At 55.5% G+C, this 16,542-nt stretch carries 22 protein-coding genes; 7 read left to right on the forward strand and 15 right to left on the reverse strand.

Annotated elements, in window-relative coordinates:
- Window positions 1-9: 9 nt before the first annotated feature.
- Window positions 10-1,386 (reverse strand): DNA (cytosine-5-)-methyltransferase, encoded by a 1,377-nt coding sequence (gene dcm / locus OXR04_RS02030; protein ID WP_167428081.1) that lies wholly within the window; start codon window positions 1,384-1,386, stop codon window positions 10-12.
- A 189-nt stretch (window positions 1,387-1,575) separates the two neighbouring features.
- Between dcm and vsr the strand changes: the two genes are divergently transcribed.
- From vsr to OXR04_RS02055, 5 genes are all read left to right on the forward strand, one after another.
- Window positions 1,576-2,055 (forward strand): DNA mismatch endonuclease Vsr, encoded by a 480-nt coding sequence (vsr, locus tag OXR04_RS02035; RefSeq protein ID WP_009089525.1) that lies wholly within the window; start codon window positions 1,576-1,578, stop codon window positions 2,053-2,055.
- Window positions 2,056-2,111: 56 nt separating this feature from the next.
- Window positions 2,112-2,387 carry a hypothetical protein gene (locus tag OXR04_RS02040; protein WP_009089527.1) on the forward strand — a complete coding sequence of 92 codons (276 nt, stop codon included), beginning with the start codon at window positions 2,112-2,114 and terminating at the stop codon, window positions 2,385-2,387.
- Between the two features lie 10 nt (window positions 2,388-2,397).
- Window positions 2,398-3,309 (forward strand): DUF808 domain-containing protein, encoded by a 912-nt coding sequence (locus OXR04_RS02045; protein WP_009089528.1) that lies wholly within the window; start codon window positions 2,398-2,400, stop codon window positions 3,307-3,309.
- 33 nt (window positions 3,310-3,342) lie between these two features.
- Window positions 3,343-3,474: a hypothetical protein gene (locus OXR04_RS02050; protein ID WP_003854444.1), complete on the forward strand. Its 132-nt coding sequence runs from the start codon at window positions 3,343-3,345 to the stop codon at window positions 3,472-3,474.
- A gap of 177 nt (window positions 3,475-3,651) precedes the next feature.
- The gene (locus tag OXR04_RS02055; RefSeq protein ID WP_009089530.1) at window positions 3,652-3,831 is read left to right on the forward strand and encodes a hypothetical protein; all 180 of its coding nucleotides are present in this window, start codon (window positions 3,652-3,654) and stop codon (window positions 3,829-3,831) included.
- A gap of 164 nt (window positions 3,832-3,995) precedes the next feature.
- On the opposite strand, the gene OXR04_RS02060 is transcribed toward OXR04_RS02055, so the two are convergent.
- The 3 genes from OXR04_RS02060 to OXR04_RS02070 form a co-directional block, all read right to left on the reverse strand.
- Window positions 3,996-5,216, reverse strand: coding sequence for a glycosyl transferase (locus OXR04_RS02060; protein WP_009089531.1), 1,221 nt, complete (start codon window positions 5,214-5,216; stop codon window positions 3,996-3,998).
- A 30-nt stretch (window positions 5,217-5,246) separates the two neighbouring features.
- Window positions 5,247-6,038 (reverse strand): mannosyl-3-phosphoglycerate phosphatase-related protein, encoded by a 792-nt coding sequence (locus OXR04_RS02065; protein ID WP_140028909.1) that lies wholly within the window; start codon window positions 6,036-6,038, stop codon window positions 5,247-5,249.
- A 354-nt stretch (window positions 6,039-6,392) separates the two neighbouring features.
- Window positions 6,393-6,626, reverse strand: coding sequence for a DUF2525 domain-containing protein (locus OXR04_RS02070; protein WP_009089534.1), 234 nt, complete (start codon window positions 6,624-6,626; stop codon window positions 6,393-6,395).
- Between the two features lie 317 nt (window positions 6,627-6,943).
- Between OXR04_RS02070 and OXR04_RS02075 the strand changes: the two genes are divergently transcribed.
- Window positions 6,944-7,102: a YqaE/Pmp3 family membrane protein gene (locus OXR04_RS02075; protein ID WP_009089537.1), complete on the forward strand. Its 159-nt coding sequence runs from the start codon at window positions 6,944-6,946 to the stop codon at window positions 7,100-7,102.
- A gap of 62 nt (window positions 7,103-7,164) precedes the next feature.
- The gene (gene dsrB, locus OXR04_RS02080; RefSeq protein WP_267369150.1) at window positions 7,165-7,359 is read left to right on the forward strand and encodes a protein DsrB; all 195 of its coding nucleotides are present in this window, start codon (window positions 7,165-7,167) and stop codon (window positions 7,357-7,359) included.
- Window positions 7,360-7,457: 98 nt separating this feature from the next.
- Here dsrB and OXR04_RS02085 read toward each other — a convergent pair whose 3' ends face one another.
- The 11 genes from OXR04_RS02085 to fliJ form a co-directional block, all read right to left on the reverse strand.
- Window positions 7,458-9,164, reverse strand: coding sequence for a methyl-accepting chemotaxis protein (locus tag OXR04_RS02085; protein ID WP_267369152.1), 1,707 nt, complete (start codon window positions 9,162-9,164; stop codon window positions 7,458-7,460).
- Window positions 9,165-9,305: 141 nt separating this feature from the next.
- A complete protein-coding gene (gene rcsA, locus OXR04_RS02090) occupies window positions 9,306-9,941 on the reverse strand; it encodes a transcriptional regulator RcsA (RefSeq protein WP_009089542.1) in 636 nt (211 codons plus the stop codon).
- A 627-nt stretch (window positions 9,942-10,568) separates the two neighbouring features.
- Window positions 10,569-11,354, reverse strand: coding sequence for a flagellar biosynthetic protein FliR (gene fliR, locus OXR04_RS02095; RefSeq protein ID WP_009089544.1), 786 nt, complete (start codon window positions 11,352-11,354; stop codon window positions 10,569-10,571).
- Window positions 11,354-11,623: a flagellar biosynthesis protein FliQ gene (gene fliQ, locus OXR04_RS02100; RefSeq protein WP_003854466.1), complete on the reverse strand. Its 270-nt coding sequence runs from the start codon at window positions 11,621-11,623 to the stop codon at window positions 11,354-11,356. The genes fliR and fliQ overlap by 1 nt, the downstream gene beginning before the upstream one ends.
- A gap of 25 nt (window positions 11,624-11,648) precedes the next feature.
- On the reverse strand, window positions 11,649-12,380 hold the full coding sequence (gene fliP, locus OXR04_RS02105) for a flagellar type III secretion system pore protein FliP (protein WP_009089546.1): 732 nt from the start codon (window positions 12,378-12,380) through the stop codon (window positions 11,649-11,651).
- Window positions 12,380-12,778: a flagellar biosynthetic protein FliO gene (gene fliO, locus OXR04_RS02110; RefSeq protein ID WP_046102081.1), complete on the reverse strand. Its 399-nt coding sequence runs from the start codon at window positions 12,776-12,778 to the stop codon at window positions 12,380-12,382. Before fliO ends, fliP begins: the two co-directional genes overlap by 1 nt.
- A gap of 2 nt (window positions 12,779-12,780) precedes the next feature.
- Entirely contained in the window at window positions 12,781-13,188 is a 408-nt protein-coding gene (fliN, locus tag OXR04_RS02115; RefSeq protein ID WP_058957683.1) for a flagellar motor switch protein FliN, read from the reverse strand.
- Complete coding sequence (gene fliM, locus OXR04_RS02120) at window positions 13,181-14,188, reverse strand: flagellar motor switch protein FliM (RefSeq protein WP_009089551.1); 1,008 nt, start codon at window positions 14,186-14,188, stop codon at window positions 13,181-13,183. The genes fliN and fliM overlap by 8 nt, the downstream gene beginning before the upstream one ends.
- A gap of 4 nt (window positions 14,189-14,192) precedes the next feature.
- Window positions 14,193-14,678: a flagellar basal body-associated protein FliL gene (gene fliL / locus OXR04_RS02125; RefSeq protein ID WP_009089553.1), complete on the reverse strand. Its 486-nt coding sequence runs from the start codon at window positions 14,676-14,678 to the stop codon at window positions 14,193-14,195.
- Between the two features lie 129 nt (window positions 14,679-14,807).
- A complete protein-coding gene (locus OXR04_RS02130) occupies window positions 14,808-16,097 on the reverse strand; it encodes a flagellar hook-length control protein FliK (RefSeq protein ID WP_267369154.1) in 1,290 nt (429 codons plus the stop codon).
- Window positions 16,094-16,537 (reverse strand): flagellar export protein FliJ, encoded by a 444-nt coding sequence (fliJ, locus tag OXR04_RS02135; RefSeq protein WP_009089556.1) that lies wholly within the window; start codon window positions 16,535-16,537, stop codon window positions 16,094-16,096. The genes OXR04_RS02130 and fliJ overlap by 4 nt, the downstream gene beginning before the upstream one ends.
- Window positions 16,538-16,542 lie beyond the last annotated feature (5 nt).

Here is a 16,542-nt window from a genome sequence, read left to right on the forward strand (position 1 = left end):
TTTCAGGAATCAGGGTTTCAGCTGACGGATATGGGGCAGCAGCAGCTGCGCCACCGCGGCGAATACCGGGACCACCACCGAGTTACCAAACTGCTTGTAAGCCTGCGTGTCTGAGACCGGGATGCGGAACGGCTCGTGGCCCGGTACATCAAAGCCCATCAGCCGCGCACATTCGCGTGGTGACAAACGGCGCGGTCTGCGCGCCATGTTTGCGGCATCGTGAAACTCCGCTTCCCCCAGTGCGCTGTCCCAGCCGCGGTCAATCAGGATCTCCGAGCCATCTTTATAGTAGCGCGCCGACAGGGTGCGCACGCAGCAGTGCGGATTGCGCGGATCGTTGAGGCCAAAGCCAAAGCCATTGCCTTTCGCCTTATGCTTTTTCGCATACTGATAGAGATAGCGCCAGAGCACCGGCGAGAGGATATATTTGTCATCCGGGTCGCTCTCCAGCAGGCTCTGCAGCGCAGGGACCTGAGCCGGGAAGAAGCGGCGGATATCGCGCAGCGTGAAATCCTGTTTTTTCAGGTCACGGCGGATCCCGACCAACACAATTCTTTCGCGATGCTGCGGCAGGAAATGACGCGCATCGATCACTTTGGCATCCGGGCTGGTGTCACCGGCATCCGCGACGTCATAGCCCAGTTCATCCAGCGTCTCCATGATAATGGCGAAGGTGCGGCCCTTATCGTGGCTCTTGAGATTCTTCACGTTCTCCAGCACGAAGAAGGGCGGTTTCTTCGCGGCAAGGATGCGCGCCACGTCGAAAAACAGCGTCCCCTGCACCTGGCATTCAAACCCGTGTGCGCGGCCCAGCGCATTCTTTTTGCTGACACCCGCCAGTGAGAAGGGCTGGCAGGGAAAGCCTGCCAGCAGCACCTGATGATCCGGGATGGCAGCATCGATAGCGCGATAGATCGCCTCATCGTCGCTCAGGCCCGCTGGCTGTGTGACCTCACGGATATCGGTATTGAAGTGATGCTCCAGCGGATCGCTGTAGTGGTTAGCTTTGTAAGTGCGAACCGCCTCTTTGTTCCATTCACTGGTGAAGACACACTTGCCGCCTATCGCCTCAAATCCTTTGCGAATGCCGCCAATCCCGGCAAAGAGATCGATAAAGCGAAATTCAGGATTATCATAATGGGCGGGCCGGGCCGGCAGCAGATCCTGCAGCAGAAGCTGTTCGGCTTCACTCAGCGGCGGCACGGCGCATTTGCCCTGGCGGATCCGGTTCAGGAGCGCAGGACTCCAGCGGGAGAAGCCCGCCTGCTGCAGGCGGGCCGTAAGATCACGAACCGAATAGATTGCCAGGACCTGCTGTAAGCGATCGGACGCTTCAGGAAGTGAATGTGCAGCAGAAAGTGGTTCAGCGAGGGCGGCGGGATGCATGCGTTTTTCCTTAACAGTGAGGCGCCTATGCTATCACTCCTGAGGCAGTGAGGAAATTGCCCCGATCTGCCCTGAGCCGGCGCGCCGGAATCGTCTGTTTTTGCGGCGCACGTTGTGAAGGTTCGGTTGCCAGCTTTCGCTTTTCGTGGCGCAGACTAAAGTTGAAGAACCAGCAAAAAAGGAGAGGCTATGGCTGATGTTCACTCCAGCGAAACACGCAGCAAAAATATGCGTGCCATTCGCGCTCAGGATACGGCCATTGAGCAACGTATTGCGCTGTTGCTGAAAGACCGGGGATTCAGCTTTCGCGTGCAGGATAAAAATCTGCCGGGACGGCCCGATTTTGTTCTCAACGACCAGCAGGCGATTATTTTTGTTCATGGCTGCTTCTGGCATCGCCATCACTGCTACCTGTTTAAACTGCCGGCCACCCGCACAGAGTTCTGGACGGGCAAGATTAACAGCAATGTTGAACGTGACCGGCGCTATGTGCAGCAGCTGCAGGCGAGTGGCTGGAAAGTGTTGATCATCTGGGAGTGCGCGCTGCGCGGCAAACTGCGGCTGGCGGATCAGGATCTGCTGGAGCGGCTGGAGGAGTGGCTGCTGGTCATGCCGGAGAGTGCCGAAATCGACCATCAGGGCATTCATCATTACAACGCTGATTGCTAATCAGAGTCATAATTGATTAGATCGACCTTTTCTCCGTGGCCAGGAAGGAGCCTGAAATGAGCAGCATAAAACTGACGGTAAAACGCCTTTACCAGCTTCGCGACGAGCGGATGGTGAATACCCGCGCCACTGCGCGGGTCTACAGCGGCGACAGGCTGATTGCCACGGAGGAGATCACCGGCATGACCGAAAGCCCGGTCAGCAAATACCTGCATGCTGAAGGAACAGCAGGCGAGACGATTCGGGTGGAGTGGGAATGTGAGGGCATCGCCGACATGACCGTAACGGAAATTGAGCGCTGCCCATGTTGTCAACATAACGAACCAGACTAAGGATACAATTTTGGCGGGAACCAGTTTACTGACTTTACTTGATGATATTGCAACACTTCTGGACGATATTTCCGTCATGGGGAAAGTGGCGGCGAAAAAAACGGCCGGCGTGCTGGGCGACGATCTGTCACTGAATGCCCAGCAGGTCACCGGCGTGAAAGCCAACCGGGAGCTGCCGGTGGTGTGGGGCGTGGCGAAAGGATCGTTTCTGAACAAACTGATTCTGGTGCCGCTGGCGCTGGTTATCTCTGCGTTTGCGCCCTGGCTGATTACGCCGCTGCTGATGCTGGGCGGGGCCTATCTCTGCTATGAAGGGGTCGAGAAGGTGATGCACAGCCTGCAGCATGACAAGCAGAGCAAATCGCCGGAGGCGCGCCAGCAGCGACTTGATTCGCTGGCGAAGCAGAACGCGGCAGAGTTTGAGAAAAAGAAAATCAAAGGCGCAGTGCGCACCGATTTTATTCTGTCGGCCGAAATCGTTGCCATTACCTTAGGCATCGTTTCCGAATCACCGCTGCTCAATCAGGTGATTATCCTAGCGGGCATCGCCATTCTGGTGACCATTGGCGTCTACGGCATCGTGGCGGCCATTGTAAAAATTGATGATCTGGGCTTCTGGCTGCGGGAGAAATCATCGCGCGTTGCGCAGGGCATCGGCAGCGTGCTGCTGGCGGCGGCGCCCTGGCTGATGAAGATCCTTTCGGTCGTGGGCACCATCGCCATGTTCCTGGTGGGCGGCGGCATTGTGGTGCATGGCATTACGCCGCTGCATCACCTGATTGAAGAGGTCAGCGCTGGCTTCAGCGGCTGGATTGCGACGCTGCTCAGCAATGGCGCGAACCTGGTGCTCGGTTTTATCATTGGGTCGATCGTGCTGTTAGTGGTCAACCTTATTGCCAGAGTGCGTGGAAAATCGGTATAAAGCGCACTGCGATTTACGGTCAGGAGAATGACGATGAACGACGATATGTTTGAATTTGATATTGACGCACAGCTTGAGCAGGCGGAAGCGAAAGCAGAGAAAAAAGCCAGCGAAGTGCCGGACGATCTCGGTGATGAAGCCGATTGCGAAGGCTGTAAAATCTGACGTCAGCGTCGGTTCCTCATCAAAGCGGATAATATTTTTTATCCGCTTTTTTTATTTTCACTATATCCATCTGCTTAATTCCGAATTTGCCCTTTTTATGCGTGCCTTAACAGGCAGGAACCGCATTCGCCTGCTATAAAGAAAATAATCACTCAGGTTAATAAAAAGGAGCGCAGCATGGTTTTCGCAATCAGTGAAGAGGTTCAGCACAAGGAAGAAGGGCACACCATGGTGGTGACCGGCTACGCCAGTGGCATGGTCGAGTGTCGCTGGTATGACGGCTATGCGGTGCGCCGGGAAGCCTTTCGCAGCGATGAACTCTGCGCGCTGAATCCTGAGCAGCAGCTGGCGAGCTGAATCGCAGGCGGGCAGCGCGCCGCGAAGAACGGGCCTGTCAGGCTGCGGCGCTCTATCCCTGAAAGGCCTGCCAGTTCGCAGGCCTCTTCTTCTATCCTGAAGCTTTACTGAGGCTCTGCGCCTCCTCCTTGTGAACGCGGACACACTCCCTGTGCCGCTCCTGCTCAGACGTTGCCGTCGTTATCCTCCTCTACCGCCTGATAGATACGCTGCAGAACGTCAGGAAACGCTGACTGGACGCGGCTCCAGCTCGGAATAAAGGGCTTGTCGTTGGGACGTTCGATAAACGCCTGACCCGCCTCCAGAATCGACTGGGTAAACATCTCGACCGCCGCCTCTTCCACATGCTGATCGAACTTCAGGCCATTCATGACCGCTTCGTGGTTATAGGTCTCCATCATATCCAGCGCATTGCGATAGTAGGTCGCTTTCAGCACCCGGAATGAGTCGCTGGTGAGCGGAACGCCCATAGTGGCCAGCTTACGCAGCAGTGACTGAACAATGTCGCTGCTCATTCGCTTCAGGCCGCCTGTGCCATCATCTTCGGCCAGCGGCTGATGTTTATGGTCATAGTTATCGGCGATCTCAACCTGACACGACTGGCGGGTGGTGTAGTTGCGGTAAATCTCCGACAGCACGCCGATCTCCAGTCCCCAGTCGCCAGGAATTTTAATGCCGTTGAGGACATGGGTGCGCATGGCAAACTCGCCGGAGAGCGGATAGCGGAAGCTCGACAGGTAATCGAGATACTCTGAGTGGCCATAGACTTTCTGCAGCGAGCGCAACAGCGGCCCGACCAGCAGGCGGCCCACGCGGCCATTCAGCTTGCCGTCGGCCACGCGCGCATAGAAGCCCTTACAGAACTCATACTGAAACGCCGGGTTCGCCAGCGGATAGAGCAGACGCGCCAGCATGCCGCGCTCATAGGTGACGATATCGCAGTCATGCAGGGCCACACAGCTGGTGCGGTCGGAGGCCAGCGTGTAGCCGGTACAGAACCAGACGTTGCGCCCCTTACCCGGATTGGTGGGGGAGAGCCCCTCTTTATCCAGCTCCGCATCGATCGCCTTCAGGCGCGGGCCATCGTTCCACAGGATACGGTGGCGCTGCGGCAGCCGGGAGAAGAAGTCGCGGGCAAACAGGAACTGGTCGCGGTCGGCCCGATCCAGCCCGATCACAATTTCATCCAGGTAGGGCACTTTTGCCAGCTCATCGACGATATTGGTCAGTGCCGGACCTTCAAGTTCGGAAAACAGCGACGGCAGGATCAGCCCCATTTTGCGTTTGCGGGCAAAGCGAACCATCTCTTTTTCCAGCGACTCCACGCTGCGGTGGGTGAGGTTATGGAAGTTGGTGATTACGCCATTCTGATAAAAGTCACTCATCGCTTCATCCTTTTCATGCCCATGGGCAGCTCATTGAGGTTGAGTCAAAAAATAGTCGAGCCCTTCACGCCAGCCTTCAGGGCCGTGGTGAGCGGTGTGATAAACCTGCTGCTGATCGGTGCGGCTGAGGGTCACCGGCGTTTTACTGTAGCCTTTGATGACGACCGCATAATCCACCGCATCCAGCATCGGGGCGTCGTTTGGCCCATCCCCCAGCCCGATAGTGACGCGTGGCTCGCCGGGAGAGTGTGCCAGCAGCCAGCGCAGGGCTTCGCCTTTGCCACTGCCTGCCGGCATCACATGCCAGAAACGGCCGCCCTGAGTGAGCGCCAGCCCTTCTGCATGCAGTGCCTCATGAAACCGGTCAAAGGCCTCATCGCTGTCGCGCCAGACCACTACTTCTGACGCATCCCGCTGACGGGAGAGGGCCGCATCCGCTTCACTCAGACCGGTCATGGCGGCCACCTCCGGATCGGAGAAGTCGTGAAACCCGGTGAAGCGGAAGTGGCTTTTCAGTCCAGCCAGACGCTCACAGAGCGCCTCATAGCTGAGGGCGCTATCAGGCAGACGAATCCGTTGCTGATCCAGGGTCTGCACCACGGCACCGTTTTCCGCAATAAAGGGGGAACCGGCGATGCCGAGCTTTTTCTGCAGCGGGACAATTTCAGCTGCGGTCTTGCTGGAGCAGATGACCAGCGGCACCGCATGCTCCCGGAGTGTGGTCAGCCATTCCGTGGCCGCATCCCAGCGATAGCTGTGATGGTCGAGCAGTGAACCATCCAAATCGGTAATTACCATTAAGGGGTGCTGAAGATCGGGCATGAACAGGCTCCTTTCATCACGTTCGCCGCTAAAGCAGCGATTTTTCAATATTATAGTTGAATATGGCGCACACTTTTTTTCCTGCCACACCGGCCAGAAATCCAGGATTATTCTTAAAAACAGGCCCGCAGGAAAGTGGGGGATGCAGGAATTGTGCAGGGCTAAGTGACTGTGCAGCGCGGTGTTTTTAACCTGTATCGCGTCAGCGTGAGTGAGGCGGTTGCAGAAACGTGCATATCTGATACTTGTTCAGTCCGGGCAATCAGGTATTCTGCAACGGTGTTAAGAATTCCCTGGTGTAACGAATTGAATTTTTACCCGGCTTCCATGCCGGGTATTTTTTTGAAATCGATTTCAGCGGTTAGCTTCACAGGCGCGACAGTCACTGATGTCGATCTCAAACGCCTCCCCCAGTTCGGCGCCGGAACGAAAAACCTGACCATCAATCTCGCGTCGTGGCGACGGTCCTGCTTCCATAGCGTCCCGTATCTCACCCGACGTTCGGGCCTGAATCGCCGCCAGTAATCCTTCCATATCTACTCTGAGTTCGGCTGGCTGCGCCGCGCTGTCGTGCTTTTCCTCTGTCATTTTCAGACTCCTGAGAGCAAACAGAACTGTAAGTATAGAAGGCGGCAGAGAAAGGCGAGGAAGGGCTAATCGCAGATCAAAAAAAGCCCGCAGAGTGCGGGCAAAATCCTTGTTATTGCAGGAATGCTGCGCTGCCGGGGGGGCGATGCAGCAGGGAGAGTGTAACGGTCAGGCGCGTAAGAAATCCTGCCGTGCACTGTTAAAGAATCGAAAAAGGGCATCCTTACTCAGATTTACCTGACTTTTCCTGTTAACAGAGCAGATTCAGCTATAGTTGAGAATAAAGCTGAATTTTTTCAATACCTAAAGGAATGGTTATGGACCTCTTAAGAATTATTATCGCTATCCTGCTGCCCCCACTGGGCGTGTTCATGCAGGTCGGGTTTGGCGGCGCGTTCTGGCTGAATATCCTGCTGACCCTCTGTGGTTACATCCCCGGCATTATCCATGCCGTATGGGTCATTGCCCGCCGCTAACGCGCTGCATCCCTCAGGTTCTTCGGTTAGACTGTACGCAGTAAATCATCAGGAGAACCGACATGAACGTAAATGACCGCGTCAGCGTCAGAACGGATGGCGGCCCGCGTCGCGTGGGCACCATTCTGGCGATGGAGCCGTTCAACGAGGGCACAATGTTTCTGGTTGCGCTCGAAGATTATCCACTGGGTATCTGGTTTTTTAATGAGACGCATCAGCCGGATGGGATCTTCGTTGAGCCTTACCACGACGCCTGAGCCTGACGCGCATAAAAAAAGCCGCCTTTCCGATCCCGGAGGCGGCTTTTTGCATAGAAGGGCCCTGAGCGCTGTCGCCCGCGACCCCGCTTAATGACTCAGATAGTTTCCCAGTTTTCGTTGCTGCCAGCCAGCGCCTGGCGGGGCGCGACGGCTACCGTTTTGACCGGTGCAGCCGGACGGGAAGCCATCGCGGTGGCCGCCGGTGAAGCCTGCAGGCGGAAGGCGGCGACGGCCTGGGTCAGTTTACCCGCCTGATCCTCCAGTGACGCGGCGGCGGCTGTCGCTTCTTCTACCAGCGAGGCGTTCTGCTGAGTAACGTTATCCATCTCGGTCACCGCCTGGCTGACCTGCTGAATCCCGCGGCTCTGCTCGTCGGAGGCGGCCGCAATCTCTGACATGATATCGGTCACCCGACGCACCGCCTCGACAATCTCACCCATCGTATTCCCGGCTGCGCCCACCTGCTGTGAACCGTCGTTAATCAGTGCGACCGACTCGGCAATCAGGGACTCAATCTCTTTTGCCGCCTGCGCACTGCGCTGGGCCAGATTCCGCACTTCGCTGGCGACCACCGCAAAGCCGCGCCCCTGCTCACCGGCACGCGCCGCCTCGACGGCCGCGTTCAGCGCCAGGATGTTAGTCTGAAACGCAATGCTGTTAATGACGTTAGTGATCTCCGCAATCTTCTTCGAACTGCCGGAAATATTGGTCATGGTTTTCACCACACCGCTGACCAGCTCGCCGCCGCTGCGTGCCTTGCCGGAGGCATCGGCAGCCAGCTGACTGGCGTGATGCGCGTTCTCCGCATTCTGCTTCACGGTGGCGGTAAGCTCTTCCATGCTGGCCGCGGTCTGTTCCAGCGCGGCGGCCTGCTGCTCGGTGCGGGAAGAGAGGTCGGTGTTACCGGCGGAGATTTCGCTGGACCCCTGATAAATGGCGACAGCGCCTTCTCGCACCGTTCCGACCGTGGTGACCAGTGCCTGCTGCATCAGTTGCAGGTTATGGATCAGCGTGCCGATTTCACTGCGCCCACAGGGCAGGGGAGCGGAGGTCAGATCGCCCTGCGCGATGCGTTCGATGCGTTCCACTGACTGCCGTAAAGGATTGATCACAATCCGCCGCAGGAAGACAAAGGTCAGCAGAACCAGTACCAGTGCGGCCACAAACGCGACGCCCATCGCAATAAAACCGATGCGTGACTGCGCATCGGCTTCAGCGGTAATGGCATTTGCCCGGTCGGTCCGGATTTTAATCGCCTTCAGCAGCACCTGATTATATTCATCATCCAGCTTGCGGGTGACATCCGTCTCCTGAGCAATGATCCCCTCAAAGCTGCCCTGCTTACCGGCATTGATCATCGGCAGCAGGCCTTTAGTAATGTAGTTATTGAAGCGTGCCTGCAGCGTGGCATCGAGTTCGGTATCAGAGGGCGACTTCACCTTACGCGCTTCATAGACCGCAAAGCCCTCTTTGGCCTGCTGGATACGTTTTTCGGCTGCCGCGACGTTCGCGCGAAACTCATCCATTTCGCCAATGCGGGCAGCCGCACCGGCCTGAATAATCGTCAGACGTGCCGTACGCAGATGGTTTGAACTGTTGGCGAGCCCCATACGAACCTGAATTTCGTCGGTGGCATCATCGAGGGAGTGATTGCTTAAGGTAAGAAAGTAACTGGCGACGCCAATACAGAGTGCAAACAGCAGCAGAATGCCGCCGAAGATGAGGCTAAACAGCGGTACCAGGCGGAGATTCTGCCAGATGCCCGCGCTTTTTTGTCCATCATTATCTAATGCAGTGTTCATATCCTTGCTCTCTCAGGGCTGTTGTTATAAGGCTTAACATCGGCAAAGGAGAGTAAAGACTTAGCGGTAAGAGTGAGACGTGGCTCCCAATTCTGAGCAAAAAAAACCGGCCCATCGGAGCCGGTTTTTCTGGTTTAACGATCAGCGAATATTAACGTAAATACCCGAGGTCACATTATCGGTTAAACGCACCACATGATAAATTACCTGTTTATTATGGGTTTTGATTTTGCGTTTAATATTACCTTTGTGTGACGATACCGTTTTGGCCTTAATTTGCATTTTATCTGAGATCTGAATGGTGTCATGACCTGACATCCACATTTTCAGCATGTTTGACTCGGTCTGGCTCAGCGTCAGCGGGTGAACATCCATGCCCGAAGAGATGCGCGCAGACTGGTTGAGTTTCTTCTGCAAATAGGTACTGAGTAAGGAATCCAGGGTCGACGTTTTCATCGATTTTGATGTAATAATCAGGTTCTTACGAACGTAGAGGTATTCCTCAAAATGGATATTGCTAATCGCCATAAAGATAAAGAAGAGTGTATCGGGATGCTGCGTAATAATGCTGCGGATACGCTCACTGGAATCGGATTCATGAATGAAACAATCTTCATTAATAAATACGACACCAGGATTTAATTGCTCACATTTCTGCTGTAGTTGCTCAATGTCGGAGACGGAAGAGATATTTTTCTTCTTAACTCCTTTCAAAGACATGTAGTCTGTTAATCCCAGGCGTGTGTAGTTGCAGGAATCCATAATAATAGTTGGCATAATAGCGACCCTCACCAATTTGTTATCCGTTTAAATCAACGATGAATACGCGTTGCGATACGAGAGAGATTTCTTAGGTACTTTTTTATTCTGCTCGTGCAGTGTGGTAACAGGCAATCGCCCGTAAAAGTCTTCATCCCTGACCCGTTCTGCAAAAAATTTGTGCTGCCCTGACGTCACACATTCTCCGACTGTGGCGGGGAGTGCCAGTGAAATGCCGGAGGTTAAGTATTACTCAATTTTTGGGAGCCTTGTCACTATCCCTGAAAACCCGGAGTTTTCTGATAGGACAATTCTCAAAAACATTTGTTTTACGAAAGTGTGATGTCTCAGCGTGCGTTGACAATGCCGGAAAAAACATTTTTTAACAAGAAAAATTCGTTAAAGTTTTTTTCTTCGCAATTTCAATGGTTTGACCGATTTGCCTGCACATTCACAGTCTGAGAGCTTCTGTGAACCACCCAACTAAAATACGCGAAGCACGGTTTAATAAGAATTATTTTCAGACTCTCAGCACATTTATCAGAATATCCTTAGTTGCATTCTGGAAAACATGGTTCGGAAAATGCACGGATGGTTTTGCGATACTTAAGTGTGGTGATGGAAAGATAGTTAGAAAGTTAATGTTCAGGTTCGGGATAGTTCTGTCAGGAACAGGGCGAGTAAATCAAATACTTCACCGAACAAATGCTCACAGAACGGGGCGAGAAGGGGCATCAGCAGGCTGATGGTTAAAATTCCGACTGATAAGGTAATCGGGAAGCCGATTGCGAAGATCGATAACTGTGGTGAAACGCGGTTTAACAAACCCAGTACCAGATTTAGCATGAGTAACAAAACGATTAAGGGCAGCGCTAACATCATGCCATTAAGGAAAATTAATCCGCCCGATTTCACCAGCGCCATAAAAGCATTGGCATTCAGCGGGTGACCGCCAATCGGCAGGGTATGAAAACTGTCCGCCAGTAATGACATCAGCCACAGGTGTCCGTTAAAGGTCAGGAACAGTAACATCGCCAGCATGTCGAGAAAGCGGGCCAGCACCGGCATGTTCAGACGGCTGCCGGGGTCGAAAAAGGTGGCGAACGACAGACCCATCTGCAGGCCAATCACTTCCCCGGCGCAGCGCACGGCTGCGAAGGCAAACTGCATGGTGAAGCCCAGTGCGATGCCAATCAGCATCTGCTGGATCAGCAGCCAGAATCCGGCAGGCGAAAAGAGCGTGACATTAACAGCAGGCAGCAGCGGCATCAGCAGCCAGGTGATCATCACCGCCAGTCCGATTTTGACACGCTTACTGACGGAACGTTCACTGAGGATCGGTGCGGTGGCGAACAACGCCATGATACGCACCAGTGGCCAGAAGAACTGGCTGACCCACTGAACCAGCTGGCTGCTGTCGAGAGTAATCATCAGCCGATGATGTAAGGCAGGTTAGTAAAGACGGTGCGGATATAGTCCAGCAGCAGATTCAGCATCCACGGGCCGGCAATAATCCCGGTGGTCGCCACCGCCAGGATCTTAGGAATAAAGGATAAGGTCTGTTCGTTGACCTGGGTCGCCGCCTGGATCAGGCTGATCAGCAGGCCGCTGACCAGCGCAGCCAGCAGCAGCGGGGCGGCCAGCATCAGGGCGACGCGCATCGCTTCCTGTCCCATTACCATTACTGATTCGGGTGTCATGTGTTGCTCCGGGAAGAAAAGGAGATCAGGAGTAGAAGCTTTGCGCCAGTGAACCGACCAGCAGCTGCCAGCCATCGACCAGAACAAACAGCATCAGTTTAAACGGCAGTGAGATGGTCGCGGGCGGCACCATCATCATCCCCAGCGCCATCAGCACGCTGGCGACGACCAGATCAATGATCAGAAACGGGATAAAGACGGTAAAGCCAATCTGGAACGCGGTCTTCAGCTCGCTGGTCACGTAAGCGGGCAGCAGAATGCGCATCGGCACGGCTTCCGGACCGGCAATCGGTGCTACGTTTGCCAGCCGGGCAAACAGGGCTAAGTCCGCTTCACGCGTCTGGCGCAGCATAAAATCACGCAGCGGCTGGGCGCCTTTCTCAATCGCCACATCCATGCTGATCTTGTCCTGGCTGAAGGGCAGATAGGCATCCTGATAAATCCGGTCAAAGGTCGGCGCCATGATAAAGAAGGTCAGGAACAGCGACAGGCCAAGCAGCACCTGATTCGGCGGGGCAGAGGGCGTGCCCAGCGCGTTACGCAGCAGACCAAACACAATGATGATACGGGTGAAGCTGGTCATCATCAGCAGCACCGCCGGAATAAAGGTCAGCGCCGTGATAAAGACCAGCGTCTGCACCGGCAGCGACCAGCTCTGACCGCCATTAGGCAGCGAATGACTCACCAGGCCCGGCAGCTGGGCATGGGCAACCGGTGCCAGTAACAGGAGTGGCAGTAAAGGAAGCAGTCGACGCATCATGGGTTTTTTCCGGGACGTTTAACCAGGTTCTGTAACAGCTGACGAAAATCCTGTGGTGCACTGTTGACCGGCGTCACTGACGCCGGTTCACCCGGCGGCAGGGTGTGCAGGTGAGTAATCTGCTGTGCGGTGATGCCCAGCACCAGACGGGCATCGGCGGTATCCACAATCACCACCCGCTCACGCTGGCCCACGGAGACGCTGGCTGTGAGCTTCAGCTCCTGGCTGCTGACCTTTTTCGGCGCGAAGCCGACACGGCGTGCCAGCCAGGCGCAGGCCAGAATCAGTAAAATAATTAACGCTAATACGCTGCTGACCTGAGCCAGCATCGAGCCGGTGGAGATCGCCTGGGCCTGAGGTGCAGCCGGTTGCAGCGTTTGATTCTGGCTGGTCATATTCAGCGACTCAGACGACGCATACGTTCAGACGGGGTGATGATATCCGTGATGCGAACGCCATATTTGTCGTTCACGACCACGACTTCACCCTGAGCGATCAGGTAGCCATTAATCAGGATATCAAGCGGTTCACCCGCCAGGCCATCCAGTGACACCACGGAACCCTGCGTCAGACGCAGCAGCTCTTTGATGGTCATCTTGGTGCGGCCCAGTTCCACGGTGAGCTTCACCGGGATATCCATAATCAGATCGATGTCCTGCAGTGAGCCTGCCACATTCGGGCTGTCGAATGACTTAAAGACGTCATCGGTTTGCGGCGCGCTGCTGCTGCCGACCTGCTCATTCATCGCTTCAGCCCACAGATCGTCCGCAGAGATATCGTCAGACGGTTTATTACTGTCAGTCATGGGGCTGTTCCTCGTTCAGCGAATTCAAAATCGGGTTAATCAGGTGTTCGACACGGAGCGCATACTGACCGTTCATCGTGCCATATTGGCTGGTTAAAACCGGGACGCTATCGACATGAGCGATAATGCGTTCCGGCTTCTCAATCGGCAGCACATCGCCGGGTTTCAGCTGCAGGATCCGTGACAGACGCAGCGAGGTTTCGGCAAAGTGAGCGATCAGTTCCAGCTCAGAGTGCTGCACCTGTTTGACCAGGTTGTCACGCCAGTGGTTATCTTCCTGGCGGGAGTTTTCGAGCGGTGGGTTCACCAGCAGCTCGCGCAGCGGTTCAATCATTGAAAACGGGATGCAGATATTAAACTCACCCACCAGGTTACCAATCTCCACCTGGAACGGCGTGTTAACCACGATATCGTTCGGTGAGGTGGTAATGTTGGTGAACTTTACCTGCATCTCTGAACGTACATATTCGACGTCCAGGGGATAAATCGCCTTCCAGGCGTCGCTGTAACCATCCAGCGCCAGCTTCAGCATGCGGCGAATAACCCGTTGCTCGGTATGGGTGAACTCACGGCCCTCGACCTTGGTCGGGAACCGTCCGTCGCCACCAAACAGGTTATCAACGGCGATAAAGACCAGGCTGGGTGAGAACACCACCAGCGCGGTGCCGCGCAGCGGTTTCAGGTGGATCAGGTTCAGGTTGGTTGGCACCGGCAGATTGCGGGCAAACTCATGATACGGCTGAATCTTGATCGCCCCGACGCTGACATCCGGGCTACGGCGCAGCAGGTTAAACAGCGCCATACGGAAACTACGGGCAAAACGCTCGTTAATGATCTCCAGCGCCTGTAAACGCTCGCGCACCACGCGGCGCTGGGTGTTCGGGTCGTAAGGACGAATATCGCCTTCCGGCCCGCTTTGTTTCTTTTCTTCTTCCGCGCTGCCACTGTCGCCGTTTAAAAGGGCGTCAATTTCAGCCTGGGAGAGAATGCTATCGCCCATTGATTCACCTCAAAATGAAGGCGGTAAACAGCACGTCGTTTACAGCCTGCGGAGGTTGACCTTTCACCAGCGGAGGTGTCAGCGCCTGTTTGATTTGTTCAACAAGCGCCTGTTTTCCCTGCTCTGTCGCCAGGGCCGAAGCACTCTGACGCGAGAGCAGCAGCAGCAGACGGCTGCGCACCTCAGGCAGATAGTCATTCATCCGACGACGGGTATCCTCATCGGCCAGACGCAGGGTAAAGCCTACGTACAGCACGCGGTCAGGATCGTTGTCGGGATTGACCAGGTTAACCGTAAATGTATCAAGTGCAAAAAAGACCGGAGCGGGAGGCGGTTCAACTTTCGCCACCTCAGGCTTATCGCCCTCGTGTTTGTTCATCATTCGCCAGACTGCATAGCCTGCCACGCTGCAAGCGGCCAGCGTCACAATGAGCAACACCGGTATTAAGAGTTTACGTTTGCGGCCTTTAGCTTTCGCGTTATCAGACATGGTTGCAGTTACTTCCTGTGAATTATGGGCAAGCCTCTCGGCTCACGGGACAGATTATCCCGCGTCTTAAGTCAAACCAATGGGCAGAATAGACGCGGGTTTTACGCTTACCTTCAGCGTTTATCGCTGTCAGGCAAAAGTGTCGACGGCGCTGTTACCGCTGACGCGAGCCTGGAGGGCGGCGGGGACGGCAATCGGCGTAATGTCGGTGTCACTGTCCTGGGGGAGGGAGAAGCGGCCATGCTGTCCGTCGCGGCGCGCCTCCTGTTGATTCTGGAAGCTCTGGCTCTGCGCGGAACTGTCACTGCTCACCTGACTCTCGCCCAGGTTGATACCGCTCTCTGCCAGCGCGCTGCGCAGCTGCGGTATCGTGGCTTCCAGCGCCGATCTGACGTGGCTGTGGCTGGAAACCAGACTAATCTGTGCCTGGTCGTTATCCAGTTTCAGGCTGATCTGGATAGCGCCGAGGTCTTCCGGATGTAAACGCAACTCCGCGTTCTGCTGGCCGTTGCGACTGAACATCACAATCTGCTGACTCAGCGCCTGCTGCCACTCGTCGCTGCCCAGCTGCGCATTCAGCATCGGCGTTGAGGGGGTGCTGCTGGTCGCTGACGCGGTCACCGGCGCGGGCAGGGTGCTGGCGCTCGTAATCGGGCCGCTGATGTTCAGACCAGTATCGCTGGCGCTGCTGTGCGTCGCGGCCTGATCATCCTGCTTCATCATCGCACTCAGCGCCTGCTGGAAATGGCTGTCTGAGGCCAGGTTCAGGCTGCTGTTGCTGCTCTGCGTGGTGCTACTGCTCTGGCTCGCCGCGTTGCTCGCCGCTGGGGCGTTCAGCGCCGCACCTTTTATCTCATGCTTCTCATCTTTACCCGGCGCAGTGCTCTGCGATGAGCTGCTCTCCGGTGTCGTGTTCAGCATCTGTGTCAGCGCGGTCAGCGCTTTACGGCCGCCATCGCTCTGGCTGATCACCTCACCCGATTCACTGCTGACCGGCGGTGGCGCGCTGGCTGTCGCCGTAGCCGCACCCGGCAACATGGCGAACAGCGCCTGCACATTCTGCAGCTCGCTGGCGCTTAAGGATGCCGCGTCCAGGCTCTCTTTATCATCGGCTGATTTTGACCCAGCTTTAATATTTTCCGGTTTCAGCAGGGCGGTCAGAGCAGCAGGATTATCCCGTGTTGCCAGCAGCGCACTGAGCGGTGAAGCCGGTCGACGCTCATCGGCCATTTCTGCTTTGGCGTCAGCGGATTGCGCTGCTTTTCCCTGCTGTTTTGCCAGGCCGAGCAGCTGGTTTCCCAGCGCGGTCAGAAAGTCCTGTGGCAGGGCATCTGATCCTGCCGCAGCGTCGGTTGCGACTGATGGTTCTGCGTCGGTTTTAGCCGTCGCTTTCATGGCAATGTTTGGCAGCGTAATCATTCGCCTCTCCTCAATGCGGCCCGTTGGGCAAATTCGTCCATCCGTTTCTGGTCGAGACGGTTTTCCTGTCGTAATGCATTTTCCGCTGCCCGCGTGATCAGGGTCTGATAGGCGTTCAGCCGCTGCTGTTTGTCACGCCAGTTGATCAGCGCCTGCTCCAGGCGCTGATTCCAGTTATTAAGCTGATTACGGTGCTGCTCAATCGCTTTTTCCAGCGTCTGAATAAACTGGTGATAGTTAGTCCAGCGGGTGCTGGCAATGCCGCTCGACATGTCATCGTTAAGTTTGTTGCGATATTCATCCTGATAGTCGAGCAACATCGTCAGCTGCTCGTTGGCGGCATGCTGGCCGCGGCGCATATCGCCCAGATAGATGGCGGCCCGTTCGAGATCCTGCTCCGCTAAGTCGCGCAGCGTATCGATAGCATTTGCCGTTTTCATAGCCA

Source organism: Pantoea sp. GM_Pan_3 (assembly GCF_026541045.1).
GTDB classification, from domain to species: Bacteria; Pseudomonadota; Gammaproteobacteria; order Enterobacterales; family Enterobacteriaceae; genus Pantoea; species Pantoea anthophila.